Below are 16,543 nucleotides of genomic sequence, written 5' to 3'. Positions count from 1 at the left end.
TCGGCTGGGACGCAATCAACCGCTGACGGCACGGCGGCGGGACACCGCCGGAGCCTGCGGCAGTACTGCCGCAGGCAGCACTGGGCGCACCGGGGGTGGGTGCGGTTGAGGGCCTGGCAAGCGGCCAAGCAGCGCTCCCGCCCGCCCGGCTTGCATTGAAAATGCCATCCTGCAGGTTGGGCCCGGCGCCGGACCTGGTGGTCCGGCGCGCATCCTGCCCAAGGCTGCCAAGGAGAGGCGGCGTCAGCCGCTGCACCTGCAGGCGCGGGAGCCTCGCGCTGTCAGAGGCGTTGCCGTTTAGCGGCTCAGCTCCCGCATGCCGCGCTCCAGACCGTCCAGTGTCATCGGCACCATCCGGTCCTCAAAGATCTCCCGGATCATCCCGATCGAATGGGTGTAATCCCAGTATTTCTCCGGCACCGGGTTGATCCACAGGTTCGACGCCCAGGCCTCGCGCGCGCGCTGCAGCCAGACCTGGCCCGCTTCCTCGTTCCAGTGTTCATTGGCGCCGCCGGGATAGGCGATCTCATAGGGCGACATCGAGGCATCGCCGACGAAGATGCACTTGTAATCCGGCCCGTAGGTGCGCAGCACCTCGTGGGTGGGGATCTTCTCGTTCCAGCGGCGGCGGTTGTCGCGCCAGACGCCTTCATACAGGCAGTTGTGGAAGTAGTAGTATTCCAGGTGCTTGAACTCGGCGCGGGCGGCGGAGAACAGCTCCTCCACCACCTGGATATGCGGGTCCATCGAGCCGCCCACATCCAGGAACAGCAGCACCTTCACCGCGTTGTGCCGCTCCGGCCGTGTCTTCACATCCAGATAGCCGTGCTCGGCGGTGGAGCGGATGGTGCCGTCCAGATCCAGCTCCTCCTGCGCGCCTTCGCGGACCCAGCGGCGCAGGCGCTTCAGCGCCACCTTGATGTTGCGGGTGCCGAGTTCGACATCGCCGTCGAGGTTTTTGAACTCGCGCTTGTCCCAGACCTTGACCGCGCGCTGGTGGCGGCTCTTGTCCTGGCCGATGCGCACGCCCTCGGGATTGTAGCCATAGGCGCCAAAGGGGGAGGTGCCGGCGGTGCCGATCCACTTGCTGCCGCCCTGGTGGCGGCCCTGCTGTTCCTTCAGCCGCTCCTTCAGGGTTTCCATCAGCTTGTCGAAGCCGCCGAGCGCCTCGATCTCGGCCTTTTCTTCTGCGCTCAGGTGCTTTTCCGCCATCTTGCGCAGCCAGTCCTCGGGAATGTCGACGGCCTCCATCACCGCGTCCGCCGGAATCGCCTCCAGCCCCTCGAAGGTGGCGGCAAAGGCGCGGTCGAACTTGTCGATGTTGCGCTCGTCCTTCACCATCGCGGCGCGGGCGAGGAAGTAGAAGGCCTCGATGTCATAGGTGGCCAGCCCCGCCTTCATCCCCTCCAGAAAGGTAAGGTACTCGCGCAAGCTGACCGGAATGGACGCCTTGCGCAGGTTTTCAAAGAAGGGCTGGAACATCGCGGATCGGTCTCCGGCAGGGGTGAACTGGCTCGGCCAGATCAGGGCGGGCCCTAAGCCAGCACCCGGTGGGTCAGGATGGTGGCCAGCAGGCCGAGCACGCCAAAGATGATGGCATAAACGGCCCCGTATTGCAGCATGTCCAGGGTGTTGCCGCCCCGTTTCTTTGCCTTCAGGGCGCCGATCAGGCCGCCCAGCAGAACGCCGAGGATTACAATCATGGTTCTTTCCGTCTCTTGTCTTTCAGGATCTGTCTCTTGCAGGCCGCATCAGGAACCGGGGGGGCGCAGCGCCGCAACCTCCTCAAGCCGGGCCTCCACTACCCAGTCCGGGCCGAAGCCGTAGCGCGCCCATCCCAGGCTGTCCAGTCTGACCCGGCGTGCCTCAACCGTCTTGCCCTGCAGTTCCAGCGCCTCCGCCTGCAGCATCAGCAGCGTGGACAGAAGTGCTGCGTTTTCATGCGCTGCGGCCGCCGCTGCCGCGGGCTTCAGCCGGGCCAGTGCCGCAGCGCCGTCTCCGGTGGCCACGTCATAGGCGGCCAGCTGCACTGCCAGCTTGGCCTGGTGAATGCCGGTGCCCGGCTGCGCCTGCAGATAGGTCTGCGCGGTCAGGAAGTGCTGCAGCGCCAGCTCCGGCTCGCGGATGTGGAGCATCCGCCCCAGCGTATAGTGGCTGATGGCGCGGCGGTGGTCGCTCCAGCCCAGGTCGCGGGCGATTTCCGCAGCCTTGTTGGCGTCGCGCAGCCGCTCCCGCAGGGCTGCCTGTGGCCCCAGCGCCTGCTCATAGGCGGCAGACCAGGCCCGCGGAGTCGCCGGCAGCGGCCATGCCGCAACGCTATTCCCGCGCGGGTTCAGCCGGGACAGGATCGCGGGCAGCCGGGCGGCCACCTGGGCGCGGGTCATGCCGGTTCGCAGCTCCGGCGCATAGGTCGCGCGCAGGATCAGCATGTCGAACCCGGTCAGCACCGCGTGCATGTTGTCGTCGTTGAAGATCGAATCCGGCAGCCGGTACAGGTCGTTCAGCGGGCCGATGGCCTGTGCCAGTTCCTCGTGCAGGCAGTCGCGCACCTCCTGCGGGCTGGTGTCGTTGGGCAGAAAGACCGCCAGCCGGTCCCGCTCGCGCAGCAGCGCCCAGTTGGTGCGCGGGCTGCGCCGGTTGCGCCGGTATTCCGCCAGAGAGGAGACATTGGGCACCACGAAACAGGCCGCCTTGGGCAGTGCCCGGCGGATCTCGTTGCGGGAGACCATCTGGACGGTAATGCTGGCCTCGCCGCCGGTGACCCGGCGGATGGAAATCCCGGCCTCCGCGCGCAGCCGTGCCAGCAGTGCGTTCAGCTCGCGGCTGAAGCCGGGGGCGGGGTCGCCGGTGACCCGCAGGGTGATCGGCGTCTCAAAGCGGGTGAACTGGGGCAGGGGGCTGCCGCCCTCCAGCTGGAAATGCAAATCCAGGAAGTCGCGGGCAATATCGGCGTTGGAGCGCTGGGGGGCCTGCGGCCGGGGCGTGGTGAACACCTTGACCGGCGGCAGCGCCAGCGGCGCGGCGGCGGCGCGGGTCGGCGCCTCGACACGGGCCGCCGGGGCCGCGCAGGCGGCCAGCGCAAGCGCCGCCAGAACGCCGGCGGCGGCCTTCAGCAGACGCTTCCCGCTGCGGCGGGGTGTCATTTCCGGGTCCATTGCTGCGTCCGCGGGCACTCAGGTGTCTCCCTAGCGGCCCGGCTGCCTCAGCCCGGCCCTGTTTCCTCTGATAGGGGAATGCGGCAGCAATTTGAAGCGAAACAGTCAGGCGGCGGGGAAAGCGCCTGCCGCCTGTGTCCTCTGCCCGTGCGCTCAGCGCCGCCCGCGCGCCATGAAGGCCAGGCGTTCGAACAGATGCACGTCCTGCTCGTTCTTCAGCAGCGCCCCGTGCAGCTTGGGCAGCGCATTGGCGCCGTCGCGGGCAAGATCCTCCGGGCTCAGATCCTCGGCCAGCAGCAGTTTCAGCCAGTCGATCACCTCCGAAGTCGAAGGCTTCTTCTTCAGCCCCTGCGTGTCGCGGATCTCGTAGAACTGGGTCAGCGCGGCGGTCAGCAGCGCCTCCTTGATGCCCGGGTGATGCACCTCGACGATCTTCTTCATCGTCTCCGTGTCCGGGAAGCGGATGTAGTGAAAGAAGCAGCGGCGCAGGAAAGCGTCGGGCAGTTCCTTTTCGTTGTTGGAGGTGATGATCATCACCGGGCGGTGCTTCGCCTTGATGGTCTCGCCGGTCTCGTAGACGTGGAACTCCATCTTGTCGAGCTCCTGCAAGAGGTCGTTGGGGAACTCGATGTCGGCCTTGTCGATCTCGTCGATCAGCAGCACGACCTTCTCGTCCGCCTCGAACGCTTCCCACAGCTTGCCCTTGCGGATGTAGTTCTTCACGTCATGCACGCGCTCCTCGCCCAGCTGGCTGTCGCGCAGGCGGCTCACGGCGTCATATTCATAAAGGCCCTGCTGGGCGCGGGTGGTGGATTTCACGTTCCACTCGATCATCCGCAGCCCCAGCGCGCTGGCAACCTGCTTGGCCAGCTCGGTCTTGCCGGTGCCGGGCTCGCCCTTGACCAGCAGCGGACGCTCCAGCGTCACCGCCGCGTTCACCGCAACCTTCAGGTCATCGGTTGCAACATATTCCTTAGTGCCCTGAAATCGCATATCTTTCCCGTTTCAGCCGTGGTTGCCGTCTTGTTATCACGCTTTTAACCAAACAGCGCCACTATTGTGTAGTGACATTCCTGTCCGATAGGGATAAACGCTGCGGCAGAGGGGGATCCAAAGTGTTGAGGTATTGTTTATGACCAGCATGATGGGCCAGACCGAAGGAGCCGAAATGAAGCAAGAAGTGTTTCTGCCGGACGACTACCGACCGGCCGAAGATGAGCCGTTCATGAACGAACGGCAGCTTGAGTATTTCCGACGCAAACTATTGGAATGGAAGCAGGACCTGCTGGCAGACAGCCGCGACACGATTGAGGGGCTGCAGGACAGCACCCGCAATATTCCCGATGTCGCCGACCGTGCCAGCGAAGAGACCGACCGTGCGCTGGAGCTGCGCACCCGCGACCGCCAGCGCAAGCTGGTCGCCAAGATCGACTCGGCGCTGCGCCGCATCGACGAGGGTGAATACGGCTACTGCGAAGTGACCGGCGACCCGATCTCGCTGAAGCGCCTGGATGCGCGTCCGATCGCGACCATGAGCCTGGAAGCGCAGGAACGCCACGAGCGCCGCGAAAAAGTCCACCGTGACGATTAACCGCTGATTTCGGCGGTAATAACGCAAGAAACATTAACGCCGGGGCCTTTTGCTCCGGCGTTTTTTGTTTCATTGGGGGCAGGCGGAGAATCTGCAGGAGCCCCATGGACCTCAAAGGCCTGAAAATAACCGTCATCGGCGCCGGCATCGGCGGTCTCGCGGCAGCGCTGTCGCTGCGCCGCTTCGGGGCGTCCGTCACCGTGCTGGAGCAGGCCGAGGCGATCTCGGAGGTCGGCGCGGGGCTGCAGATCACCCCCAACGGCGTTCAGGTGCTGAAGGCGCTGGGGCTGGCGGATGATCTGGCCTGGTGCTCGCAGCGCGCCCGCGCGGTGGTGCTGCGCGGCCACCGCCGCGGCAATCAGGTGCTGCGGCTGGACCTGGATGAATACGCCGCCGGGCTGCCCTATTACTTCGTGCACCGCTCCGATCTCATTGGCCTCCTGGCCGGCGCGGCCCGGCGCGAAGGCGTCCAGGTGCGGCTGCTGCAAAAGGCGGAGCGGATCGAACCTGGCCCGCAGCCGCTCGTGCACCTGGGGAACGGCGCCCAATGCGGCGGCGACCTGCTGGTGGGCGCTGACGGGCTGCATTCGAAAACCCGGTTGGCCCTGAACGGCGAGCGCAAGCCCTACTTCACCGGCCAGGTGGCCTGGCGGGCCACGGTGCCGAACCATCTGAACCTGCCGCCGGAGGCGCAGGTATTCATGGGGCCGGGGCGGCATCTGGTGGCCTATCCGTTGCGCGACGGCAGCCTGATGAACCTGGTCGCGGTGCAAGAGCGCCGCGCCTGGGCCGAGGAGAGCTGGAACTTCAAGGACGACCCCGCCAACCTGCGCGCTGCCTTTTCGGGCTTCGGCGGCAATGCCGCGGCGCTCTTGGACGCGGTAGAGGAAGTGCTGCTCTGGGGACTGTTCCGCCATCCCGTGGCAGAGAACTGGTATGGCGAAAACTCCGCCATCCTGGGCGACGCCGCGCATCCGACGCTGCCGTTCATGGCGCAGGGGGCCAATCTGGCGCTGGAGGATGCCTGGGTGCTGGCCCGTTCGCTGCAGGAGGCGGCGGGGCTCAAGGCCGGGCTGGCAATGTACCAGTCGCGCCGCCGCGACCGGGCGGAGAAAGTGGTGCGGGCGGCCAGCAACAATGCCTGGAAATACCATCTGCGGGCGCCGCTCAGCTGGCCTGCGCACCAGGTGCTGAAACTGGGCGGCCGTTTCGCCCCGGACCGCATGGTCAGCCAGTTCGACTGGATCTACCGCCACGACGTCACCGCCTGAGGCGGGTCCGGGGCGGCAGGGCCGGGCGGCTCCCGCCCCGTTCCGGATCATCAGAGATGACCCCGAAAGCGTTGGGCGTGGCGCCGCGCTGATGCGCGGCGCGTTCAGCGCTCAGATGTCCAGGTCCACCCAGACCGGAACGTGGTCGGACGGCTTCTCGCGGCCGCGCACGTCCTTGTCGATCTGGCAGTCGCGCAGCAGGTCCGCCGCCTGCGGCGTCAGCAGGAAATGGTCGATGCGGATGCCGTCGTCGCGGTTCCAGGCGCCGGCCTGGTAGTCCCAGAAGGAATAATGCCCCGGCCCCTGGTGGCGGGCGCGGAAGGCCTCGGTGAAGCCCAGGTTGACAATCCGCTGAAACGCAGCACGGCTTTCCGGGCGGTGCAGCGCGTCCTCCACCCAGGCCTCGGGCCGTTTGGCGTCCTCGGCCTGCGGGATGATGTTGTAATCACCGGCCATCAGCGCGGGCATCTCCTCGGCCAGCAGCGCCTCGGCCCGGGCCTTCAGCCGCTCCATCCAGGCCAGTTTATAGGCGTATTTGCCGCCCGCCACCGGGCTGCCGTCCGCCTCCAGTTCCACCGGGTTGCCGTTGGGCAGGTACAGGCCGCAGATCCGGATCGCCTGTTTGCCCACCACCGTCGCCTCGATCCAGCGCGCCTGTTCGTCGCTGTCATCGCCCGGCAGCCCGCGCGACACGTCTTCCAGCGGCAGCTTGGACAGGATCGCCACGCCGTTGAAGCTTTTCTGCCCGTGGGTTTCGACGTTGTAGCCGCGCTCCTCGAAGATCTCGCGCGGAAACGCTTCATCCACCGACTTGATTTCCTGCAGCAGAACCACGTCGGGCTGCGCCTCGTCCAGCCAGTCCGGCAGCGCCTGGGCGCGGGCCTTGATGCCATTGATGTTAAAAGTGGCGATTTTCATGGCTTGCCTCCGGCCCAGATTGCTTTATTCGGGGCCGATCTATCGCTGAATCAGCGCCCCGGGGCAAGCCCGGAGCGCGAATCGCGAATCACTTGTGCCGCTGCGGACCGCTGGCGTTTTGCATGGGTGAAAAGTAACCCTCAGGTTGATTTTAAATATTTTGCAATAATATGCGTGTGAGTAACGCGGTGAATATCCTGTGGATGAATTGAAATAATTGAAATTGCGCAAAAAATAGCAGCTTGAAGTTAAAGTAATTGAAGATACAAAATACAATGTGAAATTGCATTTTTTGTTTGCGCTGCGCGGCACCCGTGCCAGCGTCAAGGAGCCTTTTGTCCTTAATGAATGGGGTTCCAACATGACTGCTCAGCGTAAAATCCAGACCATCCGTGCAACCCGCCCGGCCGCAGGCGCCAGCCTGTTTGAAGGTGATGCAACAGAGATGTTCTCCTCCGGCTCTGCCCCCGAATGGACTGCGGATCTGTCATCTGGGGAAGGCGTTTCACTGTTCTCCTCGGGCTCCATGCCGCAGATGGCGTACAGCTGGGCAGGCGGTGAAACCGGGCTGTTCTCCAGCGGCTCGGCCCCGGCGGCCCGCAGCGAAACGGCGGCTGGAGACCTGGTGGAAATGTTCTCGTCCGGCTCGGCTCCGGCGGCACGGGCAGAGACCTCCGGGGGCGATCTGGTGCAGATGTTCTCTTCCGGTTCCGCGCCCGCAACTCAATCTGAGGTTGCTTCCGGCGGTCTGACGGAAATGTTCTCGTCAGGCTCGGCTCCTTCTGCGCAGGCCGGAACCGGCGCGGGCGAGGGGGTGGAAATGTTCTCCTCCGGCTCGGCCCCGGCAGCCGCGGCTGAGACTGGCGCGGGCGAGGGCGCGCATCTGTTCTCCTCCGGCTCCGCTCCGGCGGCAGAAGCGCGCATCAGCGACGGCGATGCAACCCGGCTGTTCTCCTCGGGCAGCTGACCGGGAGCGGGCCGGTCTTCTTCCCGGCCCCTGACTTTTGGCGGTCCCGGATACGGGGCCGCCCTAGCCGCGCCGCATCTATCCGCAGGAGGTTTCCATGGCTCAGATCATCCCCTTCTTCTCTCCCGCCGCCCGCCAGTCCCGGGCGGCTGCGCATGCCGCGCTGATCGGCGGTTTCGCCGCGCACCGGCGCACCCAGGAAGACGTGTTCTGGCTCAAGGAAAACGCCGAGCTTCTGAACATTCTGGAATGCACCGGGGCGGATGTTGCCGCTGAGGCCCTGGCGCCGCTGCAGGGGTTCTATGACGGTGCGGCGCGGCATATCAGCTTCTTCCGCCAGTATTACCGTTTCATCCTGTCAATCTGCCTGGATCTGGAGGACCTGGGCCTGCCCGGCGGCACCGGGGCGCAGCTGGCCGCATGGATCGAACGGGAAGAGCTGGCGCAGGCGGAGCTGTCGGACCTGCAGCGGGCCGAGGCCCGCCGCCTGCTGGCACGGCGCGGCGCGGTCCTGCGCGACGACGGGCTGGACGACCGGCTGCGCGCCTTCATCTCGCGCCCGCAAACCTTTGCGATCCCGAATAAAAAAGCCGCGTATGAGCTGACCCACATCGTCTTTTACCTGTCGGAGTACGGCCGCCGTGATCCGCAGCTGCCGCAGGCGGCGCTTACCAGCCTGGAATTTGCGGGCCTGGTGGCCTTCCTTGATCAGAACGCTGATCTGCTGGCCGAGATCTGCATCGCGCTGCGCTATGCGGGGCAGAAGCCGCCCGCCGCCTGGGAGGGCTGGCTTGACAGGCAGGTTTCCGCCTTTACTCTATCAGAGCGAGAGTTGCGCGGATCGCATGATTCTTATCACGAGTATTTTGTCGTTAACTGGCTCATGATCCTGTCCGGGCGCCCGGCGTTCCGGCAGACAGTACCCGCAGGGGGCGTGCATGTGTCGGCGCTGCGGGGGGGGAGCATTTTGAAAAGTCTTTCGGAAGCCGTTTTCGAGGCCGGAACAGGCCGGTCCGGCTGGGGCGCGGTCAAAGCGCGGGCCGAGGCGATGCTGAACGAGGAGGAGCACGGGCTGCTTTGCGCAGCAGAGCGCAGCTGCGCCGGGTTTGCGGGTTTCTTCGAAGGATTTGCCCGCGCGGGCAGCGCGGGGGCTGCGTGATGGGCAGTTCACGCAACCAGGCCTTGGGCGGGGCGCTGTTGGTGGTGGCCTATACCGGCCTGATCGCCTCAGCTGACGGGATCACCAAGCTGCTGGCGGGCCAGTATGCGGCGGCGCAGCTTTATGCGCTGTCGGGCGCCATGGTGGCGGGCTTCTGCCTGCTGGCGGACCGGCTGCCCGGGCAGCGCGGCGGCTTCCGCACGGCTTGCCCGCGGGCGATGGCGCTGCGCTCGGCGGCGACGCTGATCGCTGCGGTCTGTTTCTTCTATGCCTTCCGCCTGCTGCCCTTTGCCGAGGTGTTTGTGTTCATCGGCCTGATGCCGCTGCTGGCGGGCGCGATGTCCGGGCTGGTGCTGAAGGAGCCGGTGCGCCCGGCGGCCTGGATCGCCCTGATGGCAGGCTTCGCAGGGGTGCTGTTCCTGCTGCCCCATTACGATGGAGGGGCGCATTCAGCCTGGGGGCATCTGATTGCTTTCGGCGCGGTGGTGTCCGGCACGTTTTCGATGACCATGGCGCGGTTTATCGGCCGTCATGAAAGCAACGCGCTGGCGCAGGTGTTCTATCCGAACCTGACGCTGTGCGGCGCGATGCTGCTGGCGCTGCCCTTTGTCTGGGTGCCGATGCCGCTGGCGGATGCGGGCTGGGCGGCCGCCTATGCGTTCCTCCTGTTCGGGGCGCGCTGGCTCTTGGTGGTGGCGCTGCGGCTCTTGGCCTCCTATGCCGTCACCCCGCTGATGAACTTGCAGTTCATCTGGATGGCGGTCATCGGCGCGGTGTTCTTCGGGGAGTTCCCGCCGGCCTCCACCTACATCGGCGGTGCCATCGTGGTTGCCTCTGGCCTTTACCTGGTGTGGGACCAGTTTGCCCCGGCGATGCCGCGCTTGCGCAGTGCCGCGCGGCTGCAGACCGACCCTTAGCCCTGAAAGCCGGCTGTTGGGCCCCGCAGGGGGCAAAGCGCCCGCCCCCAGCTGAAGGGGCGGGCGCGGCCTTGCCTGACGCAAGGCCGGGAATTCGCTAACGTGCCGTCAGATCGAGAACGAGGTGCCGCAGCCGCAGCTGGAGGTGGCGTTGGGGTTCTCGATGGTGAAGCGGGCGCCGATCAGTTCTTCTGTGAAGTCGATCACCGCGTTTTCCAGGAACGGCAGGGAGACGCTGTCGACCACCACCTTTTCGCCTTGGCCCTCGAGCACCAGATCATCCTCCTTGGCCTCATCCAGCGCGATCTCGTACTGGAAGCCGGAGCAGCCGCCGCCCTCCACCGCAACCCGCAGCGCCTGGCCCTGATCCGCAGCGCCGATCTCGGCCAGCCGGGCAAAAGCGCGGTCGGTGACTTTCGGGGGCAGTTGCATCGTGTTTCTCCAAAGGTGATGTTGCAGCGCAAAGCATTATATAGAAAGGTGCAATCCAGGCAGCAAGATTTGCCAAGGAAAAGATTTGTAATGCATGCGCCTTATGCCACGAGGCCGGACCGCAGCCGCGGGCGGCAGGTACCGGAGGAGGAAAGCTCCTTCCGCTCGCCCTACCAGCGCGACCGCGACCGGATCATCCACGCCAGCGCCTTTAGGCGGCTGAAGCACAAGACCCAGGTGTTTGTGGAGCATGAGGGCGACAACTACCGCACCCGGCTGACCCATTCCATCGAGGTGGCACAGGTGGGCCGCACCATTGCCGGCGCGCTTGGGCTGAACCAGGAGCTGACCGAGGCGGTGGCGCTGGCGCATGACCTGGGCCACACCCCGTTCGGCCACACCGGCGAGGACGCGCTGCATGCACTGATGGCGCCTTACGGCGGCTTTGACCACAATGCCCAGGCGATCCGTATCGTCACCTGCCTGGAACGCCATTACGCCGAGTTTGACGGGCTGAACCTGACCTGGGAAACCCTTGAGGCCATTGCCAAACACAACGGCCCAGTGGCGGGGGAGCTGCCCTGGGCGCTGGCGGAGTGCAATGCTGCCATCGATCTGGAGCTGCGCACACACGCCAGTGCCGAGGCGCAGGTGGCGGCGCTGTCGGATGACATCGCGTACAACAATCACGATCTGCATGATGCGCTGCGCGCCGGGCTGTTCACCGATGATGACCTGGCGCAATTGCCGCTGTTGGAAAGGGCCTATGGCGAAGTGGACCGGAAGTATCCCGGGCTGGATGCGAACCGGCGGCGGCATGAGGCGCTGCGGCGGTTCTTTGGCTTTATGGTCGAGGATGTGATCAGCACCGCCCGCAGCCTGCTGGCGGACACCGGCGTGCAAAGCGTCGAGGAGGTGCGCGGCCTGGGCCATCCGGTGGTGAAATTCTCTGATCCGCTGTGGCGCGATCTGAAGGACATCCGCGCCTTCCTGTTCACCCGCATGTACCGGGCGCCCTCGGTGATGGAGAAACGCGCCAAGGTCGCCAAGGTGGTGGAGGCGCTGTTTCCTTATTTCCTGGACAACCCGCAGGACATGCCGGAACGCTGGCACGCCGAGATTGCGGCCGCAGCGGACCGCACCGCGCTGGCGCGGATCGTGTCGGACTATATCGCCGGGATGACCGACCGTTTTGCCCTGCAGCTGCATGAACGGCTGATCGGGGTGAAGGTCGAGGTCTAAAGGCTTCCGGCTGCTGCCGTTTTGCTGTTGTTCTGCCTGCGTGCCTTTCAAAGGGGCGGGATAGGGATGGCGGCGCCGCCACGGTGGCGGAGGATAGGGCCGGAGCGCCAGCGCGCCCCGGGTCCGGTCAAAAGCTTCATCAGTCAGACGTCCCTGCACCTTTTGTGGAGGTGGTCTCGGGGGTCCTGGTCTCCTGTTCACGCGGGGTGCCAGACCCGCGCCATGTGCTGCAGCGGGAGTGACTTTCGCAGATCGGGGTTAAGGCCGCGCAAGCGGGGCGTGCGCTGCGGCGGGCCCTTGCGCAACGCCTTGCCGCGGCTTGTGCTGTGATGAATGTTCACGTAACGTTCTTTGTGAAGTCAATTGAACAGAAGGATTGCCGGAATGATTGAGGGAAGCTGCTGCTGCAGTGCGGTGAAGTTCGAACTGCTGGCGCAGCCCGCTTTGATGGGCACTTGCCATTGCTCCCGCTGCCGCAAGGCCGGGGCCAGCACCATTGTCTTTGTGAAAAAGGACGACCTGCGCTGGATTGCCGGCAGGGAGAAGGTGGCGCTGTACCAGCCTGCGCCGCCTTATAAATACGGCAGCTGCTTCTGCCGGATCTGCGGCAGCTCGCTGGGGGAGATCCTGTCGGAGGAGGAGAGCTTCCCGATCGCTGCAAATGCGCTGGACGGGGCGCTGGAGGTCAGCAACAGCTTCCATGAGTTTGTTGGCGAGAAGCCTGGCTGGTATGAAATCTGCGACGGGGCAAAGCAGTCGCAGGGGCATCCGGCCTAGGCATGGCAGCGCAGGGCGGGTGGACTGCCCGCCTTGCGTGCCATGTGATTTTCCAAATTGGCCGTAAGCCGTGTTATGATCTGGCCCTATGATGCTGCGGGGCATCGGCGCTATCCGCGAGGGGAGGCATTACGAGGGGAAAGCCATGGCACGCTGGACCGTCACATTCACGGACAAGCCGGACATGGACCGGGTGCGCAGCGACAAGAAGCGGCGCGAGGCGCATATCGCCTTTGTGCGGTCGCGGCCCGAGCTGCAGATCGGCGGCGCGCTGGCGATGCGGCCGATGCAGGACTTTCCCGGCGCGATCTGGAACGTGGAGGCAGAGACCCGCCAGGACGTGGAGCGGCTGATCCTGCAGGACCCGTACTACGTGGCCTCGTTGCGCACCTACAAGATCACCGAATGGGGCACGGCCTCGGCCATCCAGGGGATGTTCTCGTGACCGCCGCCAGTGAAGCCCGCAAATCCGCGCCGGCGCTGACCCGCTGGGCGGTGCTGTTTCGCGATGCACCGGCGATGATGGATATCCGCGCCGACAAGGTCCGGCGCGATGCCCATGTGGCCTATGTCGAGGATCACCCGGAGCTGCGCATCGGCGGCGGGCTGAAGCCGGACACCGATGGCGATTTCTGCGGCGCCTTGTGGATTGTCGAGGCCGAGGACCGCATCGAGGTGGAGCATCTGATCCATGGCGATCCGTTTTACGTGCCCGCCTTCCGCTCTTACGAAATCTTCATCTGGGGCAAGATGCTGGAAGACCGCACCGCGGTTCTGTGAGTGAGGCCGGCGCCGCGGCAGCGGCGCAATTTTCTTCGGCAAGAAAATTGGCCGGAAAATTCGAATTTTCCGATGCGGCCTGCCTTAGGCGCCGGGCTGCCTTTTGCAATCCTGTTGACCCTTCCTGCCGCCCCCGGTATCCGCAGTGCTGAACAGTTGGGACGCCAGACATGAACCTCTTTACCGATATCCGCACGCTTGTGATTGACAGCCTCACCGCCATGACCGGCGAAGGCGCGCTGCCCGAGGGGCTCGATTTTGCCAATGTGGCGGTGGAGCCGCCGCGCGATGCCGCCCATGGCGACATGGCGACCAATGCGGCGATGGTGCTGGCCAAGCCCGCGAAGATGAAACCGCGCGATATTGCCGAGGCGCTGGCGGCCAAGCTGGCGGCCGATGAACGGATCACTTCGGCTGAGGTGGCCGGCCCCGGTTTCCTCAACCTGCGGCTGGCGCCGGGCGTCTGGCAGGGGGTTCTGAAATCGGTCCTGGACGCAGGTACGGATTTCGGCCGCTCGGACATGGGCGCGGACAAGCGCGTGAATGTGGAATATGTCTCCGCCAACCCGACCGGCCCGCTGCATGTGGGCCACACCCGCGGCGCGGTGTTCGGCGATGCGCTGGCGGCGCTGCTGGCCTATGCCGGCTATGACGTCACCCGCGAATACTACATCAACGACGGCGGCGGCCAGGTCGATGTTCTGGCGCGCTCCGTCTACCTGCGCTACCTGGAGGCGCACGGGCAGGAAGTGGCCTTTGCCGACGGCACCTATCCGGGCGACTACCTGGTTCCCGTGGGCCAGGCGCTGAAGGACAAGGTAGGCGATGCCTATGTCGGCAAGGGCGAGGACGTCTGGCTGGCCGAAGTGCGCGAGTTCGCCACCGACGCGATGATGGAGCTGATCCGCGAGGATCTGGCCCAGCTCGGCATCAAGATGGACAAGTTCTACTCCGAGAAGTCGCTTTACGGCACCGGCAAGATCGAGGCGGCACTGGCCAGCCTGGAAGCCAAGGGTCTGATCTACCAGGGCGTGCTGGAGCCGCCGAAGGGCAAGAAGCCCGACGACTGGGAGCCGCGCGAGCAGACGCTGTTCAAATCCACCGACCACGGCGACGACGTGGACCGGGCGGTGAAGAAATCCGACGGCTCCTGGACCTATTTCGCGCCGGACATCGCCTATCACTACGACAAGGTGGAGCGCGGCTTTGACGAGCTGATCGACATTTTCGGCGCCGACCACGGCGGCTATGTCAAGCGGATGAAGGCGGCGGTGTCGGCGCTGTCCGACGGCAAGGTGCCGCTGGACATCAAGCTGTGCCAGCTGGTGAAGCTGTTCAAGGACGGCCAGGAATTCAAGATGTCCAAGCGGGCAGGGACCTTTGTCACCCTGCGCGATGTGGTGGATTCGGTCGGCCCGGATGTCACCCGTTTCATGCTGCTGACGCGCAAGAACGATCAGGGCTTCGACTTCGACCTCGACAAGGCGCTGGAGCAGTCCAAGGACAACCCGGTGTTCTACGTGCAATACGCCAACGCGCGGATCTGCTCGACCCTGCGCAAGGCAGAGGAGCAAGGCATTGCGGCAGATGATGCCACGCTGAAGGGGGCCGACCTCACCCTGATCGCCGATCCGGCGCAGCTGGCGGTGGCCAAGAAGCTGGCAGAGTGGCCGCGCCAGGTGGAAATCGCCGCCCGCACCCATGAGCCGCACCGGGTGGCTTTCTACCTCTACGACCTCGCCTCCGAGCTGCACGGGCTGTACCACCTGGGCAAGTCGAGCGAAGGTTTACGTTTCGTTAACGAGAGCAGCCAATTGGCAACACATGCAAATTTGGCTCTGGCCCGGGCCGTTTCCGTTGTCATTTCCGCTGGTCTTGGTATTCTTGGCGTGAAACCGGCAGAAGAGATGCGATAACCAAGGGGGCGCAAGCCCTTGCGGACATAAATCGCGCACTCCGCCGGAACGAGGCAGTTCAAGAGATCTGGGAGTGCGGTGCCAAAAGGCGCCGCCATACCGGGCAGTGAGGCGGACAATGGCGTATTTTGCGCAGGCGGGCCATGGCCACGCCTATTCACAGGGCGGTGACCGGCAGCAGCAGTACACCGCAACTGGCGGCCCTTACGGGCAGCAGTACTCCGATCAGAGCTATGCAGGGCAGCCGTACACCGGCCAGCAGTACACCGGGCCGGGCGCGGAGCCGGACTATGGCTATGAAGACCCGGCCTACGGCTACCAGCCGGAGGGGCAGGGCTATGGCGCTGATGATTACGCCGCCTATGCTGCGGCCCCGGCGAGCCTGCGGGCGCGGTTCTCCAAAAGCCTGAGCATTCTGGGCGCTGTGGCCTCCATCGCACTGGTCGCGGGCGTCGGCTTCTGGGGCTACAAGCTGGTGATGCGCGACGTCAGCGGCGTGCCGGTGGTGCGTGCCGCCGAGGGCCCGATGCGCGAGCAGCCGGAGAATCCGGGCGGCAGCCAAGCGGATCACCAGGGGCTGGCGGTGAACGCGGTGGCGGCCAGCGGCAGCGCCGAGGCGCCTGCCGACCGGCTGACCCTGGCGCCCTCTGCCATTGAACTCACCGAAGATGACAAGCCGCTGCCGGAACTGGCCGCAGAGGCCGCGCCGGTTGCGGAGCTGCCTGCCGCCCCGGCGGAGCCTGATGCTCCGGCGGCCCCTGGCGCGGAAGCGGGCGTCAGCGGGGAGGCGGTTGCCTCCTTCCAGAACGGCGATATCGACGCACTGGTGGCGGAACTGGCCCGCGAGGCCGAGAATGTCTCGGTCCCGGTGCCCGCCGCTGCGGCAGCGCCTGCGATCGTGCAGCCGGAACCGCTGCAGCCGGCGCTGGCCGCTGCCACCGCGTCTCCGGCGCTGCTGAATGCGCCCGGCGTCAAGGTCTCGCTGCGGCCCTCGGCCCGTCCCGCACGGTTCAGCCCGGCTCCGGCCGCTGCCGCACCGGCAGCGCTGGCCGCACCGGTCGATGTGGACCCGGCCACCTTGGCAGCCGGCACCCGCCTTGCGCAGCTGGGCGCCTATGAAAGCCCCGAAGTGGCGCGCGCCGAATGGGACCGCATCAGCGCCCGTTTCCCGGAGTATCTGGAAACCAAGCAGCGGGTGATCCAGCGCGCCGAGAGCGGCGGCCGCACCTTCTACCGGCTGCGGGCAATGGGCTTTGACGGGCTGTCGGACGCGCGCCGGTTCTGTTCGGCACTGGTCGCGGGCAATGCCGATTGCATTCCGGTGACCACCCGGTAACAGTACGGACAGCAGATTAATGTACCGCCCGGCCGCAAGGCCGGGCAGCGCCCGCCCCGCCCCCCACGGGGCGGGCGCAACC

17 protein-coding genes are annotated in these 16,543 nt (G+C 65.7%); 11 read left to right on the top strand and 6 right to left on the bottom strand.

The annotated features are described in order from the left end of the window. Positions 1–297 precede the first annotated feature (297 nt). The 4 genes from GKC28_RS02090 to GKC28_RS02075 form a co-directional block, all read right to left on the bottom strand. Positions 298–1,482 (bottom strand): VWA domain-containing protein, encoded by a 1,185-nt coding sequence (locus GKC28_RS02090; RefSeq protein WP_174144885.1) that lies wholly within the window; start codon positions 1,480–1,482, stop codon positions 298–300. Positions 1,483–1,535: 53 nt separating this feature from the next. Further along, complete coding sequence (locus GKC28_RS02085; protein ID WP_039178657.1) at positions 1,536–1,703, bottom strand: hypothetical protein; 168 nt, start codon at positions 1,701–1,703, stop codon at positions 1,536–1,538. A gap of 48 nt (positions 1,704–1,751) precedes the next feature. Then, the gene (locus GKC28_RS02080; protein ID WP_368041082.1) at positions 1,752–3,173 is read right to left on the bottom strand and encodes a DUF2927 domain-containing protein; all 1,422 of its coding nucleotides are present in this window, start codon (positions 3,171–3,173) and stop codon (positions 1,752–1,754) included. A gap of 135 nt (positions 3,174–3,308) precedes the next feature. Continuing rightward, entirely contained in the window at positions 3,309–4,148 is an 840-nt protein-coding gene (locus tag GKC28_RS02075; protein ID WP_174144884.1) for a MoxR family ATPase, read from the bottom strand. Between the two features lie 175 nt (positions 4,149–4,323). On the opposite strand from GKC28_RS02075, the gene dksA reads away from it, so the two are divergent. Then, complete coding sequence (gene dksA / locus GKC28_RS02070) at positions 4,324–4,746, top strand: RNA polymerase-binding protein DksA (RefSeq protein ID WP_036762180.1); 423 nt, start codon at positions 4,324–4,326, stop codon at positions 4,744–4,746. A 104-nt stretch (positions 4,747–4,850) separates the two neighbouring features. After that, entirely contained in the window at positions 4,851–6,017 is a 1,167-nt protein-coding gene (locus GKC28_RS02065) for an FAD-dependent monooxygenase (protein ID WP_174144883.1), read from the top strand. Positions 6,018–6,128: 111 nt separating this feature from the next. Here GKC28_RS02065 and xth read toward each other — a convergent pair whose 3' ends face one another. Next, on the bottom strand, positions 6,129–6,935 hold the full coding sequence (gene xth / locus GKC28_RS02060) for an exodeoxyribonuclease III (protein ID WP_174144882.1): 807 nt from the start codon (positions 6,933–6,935) through the stop codon (positions 6,129–6,131). 361 nt (positions 6,936–7,296) lie between these two features. Between xth and GKC28_RS02055 the strand changes: the two genes are divergently transcribed. From GKC28_RS02055 to GKC28_RS02045, 3 genes are all read left to right on the top strand, one after another. Continuing rightward, positions 7,297–7,902 carry a DUF6749 family protein gene (locus GKC28_RS02055; RefSeq protein WP_254604128.1) on the top strand — a complete coding sequence of 202 codons (606 nt, stop codon included), beginning with the start codon at positions 7,297–7,299 and terminating at the stop codon, positions 7,900–7,902. A gap of 97 nt (positions 7,903–7,999) precedes the next feature. Next, positions 8,000–9,061 (top strand): hypothetical protein, encoded by a 1,062-nt coding sequence (locus tag GKC28_RS02050; RefSeq protein WP_174144881.1) that lies wholly within the window; start codon positions 8,000–8,002, stop codon positions 9,059–9,061. After that, complete coding sequence (locus GKC28_RS02045; RefSeq protein ID WP_174144880.1) at positions 9,061–9,978, top strand: DMT family transporter; 918 nt, start codon at positions 9,061–9,063, stop codon at positions 9,976–9,978. Before GKC28_RS02050 ends, GKC28_RS02045 begins: the two co-directional genes overlap by 1 nt. Positions 9,979–10,086: 108 nt before the next feature. Here the strand turns inward: GKC28_RS02045 and GKC28_RS02040 are convergent, their stop codons facing one another. Beyond that, positions 10,087–10,410 carry an iron-sulfur cluster assembly accessory protein gene (locus tag GKC28_RS02040; protein ID WP_174144879.1) on the bottom strand — a complete coding sequence of 108 codons (324 nt, stop codon included), beginning with the start codon at positions 10,408–10,410 and terminating at the stop codon, positions 10,087–10,089. A 90-nt stretch (positions 10,411–10,500) separates the two neighbouring features. Between GKC28_RS02040 and GKC28_RS02035 the strand changes: the two genes are divergently transcribed. The 6 genes from GKC28_RS02035 to GKC28_RS02010 all read left to right on the top strand — a co-directional run bounded on the left by GKC28_RS02035 (position 10,501) and on the right by GKC28_RS02010 (position 16,461). Continuing rightward, a complete protein-coding gene (locus GKC28_RS02035) occupies positions 10,501–11,652 on the top strand; it encodes a deoxyguanosinetriphosphate triphosphohydrolase (protein ID WP_174144878.1) in 1,152 nt (383 codons plus the stop codon). Positions 11,653–12,036: 384 nt separating this feature from the next. Then, the gene (locus GKC28_RS02030) at positions 12,037–12,429 is read left to right on the top strand and encodes a GFA family protein (protein ID WP_174144877.1); all 393 of its coding nucleotides are present in this window, start codon (positions 12,037–12,039) and stop codon (positions 12,427–12,429) included. Between the two features lie 145 nt (positions 12,430–12,574). Next, positions 12,575–12,874, top strand: coding sequence for a YciI family protein (locus GKC28_RS02025; protein ID WP_174144876.1), 300 nt, complete (start codon positions 12,575–12,577; stop codon positions 12,872–12,874). After that, the gene (locus GKC28_RS02020; RefSeq protein ID WP_174144875.1) at positions 12,871–13,209 is read left to right on the top strand and encodes a YciI family protein; all 339 of its coding nucleotides are present in this window, start codon (positions 12,871–12,873) and stop codon (positions 13,207–13,209) included. Before GKC28_RS02025 ends, GKC28_RS02020 begins: the two co-directional genes overlap by 4 nt. 170 nt (positions 13,210–13,379) lie before the next feature. Further along, on the top strand, positions 13,380–15,125 hold the full coding sequence (argS, locus tag GKC28_RS02015) for an arginine--tRNA ligase (RefSeq protein WP_174144874.1): 1,746 nt from the start codon (positions 13,380–13,382) through the stop codon (positions 15,123–15,125). A gap of 118 nt (positions 15,126–15,243) precedes the next feature. Then, positions 15,244–16,461, top strand: coding sequence for an SPOR domain-containing protein (locus GKC28_RS02010; RefSeq protein WP_174144873.1), 1,218 nt, complete (start codon positions 15,244–15,246; stop codon positions 16,459–16,461). The last annotated feature ends 82 nt before the right edge of the window (positions 16,462–16,543 follow it).

Origin of the sequence: Leisingera sp. ANG59 (assembly GCF_013317235.1) — a bacterium.
GTDB lineage: Bacteria > Pseudomonadota > Alphaproteobacteria > Rhodobacterales > Rhodobacteraceae > Leisingera.
The sequence above is the reverse complement of the archived record's forward strand: the minus strand, read 5'-3'. Positions and strand labels throughout refer to the sequence as shown.

Bases quoted from the DNA above. Each gene is read 5' to 3' on its own strand.
- GKC28_RS02090 (WP_174144885.1), bottom strand. From the start codon at position 1,482: ATGTTCCAGCCCTTCTTTGAAAACCTGCGCAAGGCGTCCATTCCGGTC.
- GKC28_RS02065 (WP_174144883.1), top strand. From the start codon at position 4,851: ATGGACCTCAAAGGCCTGAAAATAACCGTCATCGGCGCCGGCATCGGC.
- argS (WP_174144874.1), top strand. From the start codon at position 13,380: ATGAACCTCTTTACCGATATCCGCACGCTTGTGATTGACAGCCTCACC.
- GKC28_RS02010 (WP_174144873.1), top strand. From the start codon at position 15,244: ATGGCGTATTTTGCGCAGGCGGGCCATGGCCACGCCTATTCACAGGGC.
- GKC28_RS02045 (WP_174144880.1), top strand. From the start codon at position 9,061: ATGGGCAGTTCACGCAACCAGGCCTTGGGCGGGGCGCTGTTGGTGGTG.
- GKC28_RS02085 (WP_039178657.1), bottom strand. From the start codon at position 1,703: ATGATTGTAATCCTCGGCGTTCTGCTGGGCGGCCTGATCGGCGCCCTG.
- GKC28_RS02030 (WP_174144877.1), top strand. From the start codon at position 12,037: ATGATTGAGGGAAGCTGCTGCTGCAGTGCGGTGAAGTTCGAACTGCTG.
- GKC28_RS02075 (WP_174144884.1), bottom strand. From the start codon at position 4,148: ATGCGATTTCAGGGCACTAAGGAATATGTTGCAACCGATGACCTGAAG.
- GKC28_RS02040 (WP_174144879.1), bottom strand. From the start codon at position 10,410: ATGCAACTGCCCCCGAAAGTCACCGACCGCGCTTTTGCCCGGCTGGCC.
- GKC28_RS02025 (WP_174144876.1), top strand. From the start codon at position 12,575: ATGGCACGCTGGACCGTCACATTCACGGACAAGCCGGACATGGACCGG.
- xth (WP_174144882.1), bottom strand. From the start codon at position 6,935: ATGAAAATCGCCACTTTTAACATCAATGGCATCAAGGCCCGCGCCCAG.
- GKC28_RS02035 (WP_174144878.1), top strand. From the start codon at position 10,501: ATGCATGCGCCTTATGCCACGAGGCCGGACCGCAGCCGCGGGCGGCAG.
- GKC28_RS02055 (WP_254604128.1), top strand. From the start codon at position 7,297: ATGACTGCTCAGCGTAAAATCCAGACCATCCGTGCAACCCGCCCGGCC.
- GKC28_RS02050 (WP_174144881.1), top strand. From the start codon at position 8,000: ATGGCTCAGATCATCCCCTTCTTCTCTCCCGCCGCCCGCCAGTCCCGG.
- dksA (WP_036762180.1), top strand. From the start codon at position 4,324: ATGAAGCAAGAAGTGTTTCTGCCGGACGACTACCGACCGGCCGAAGAT.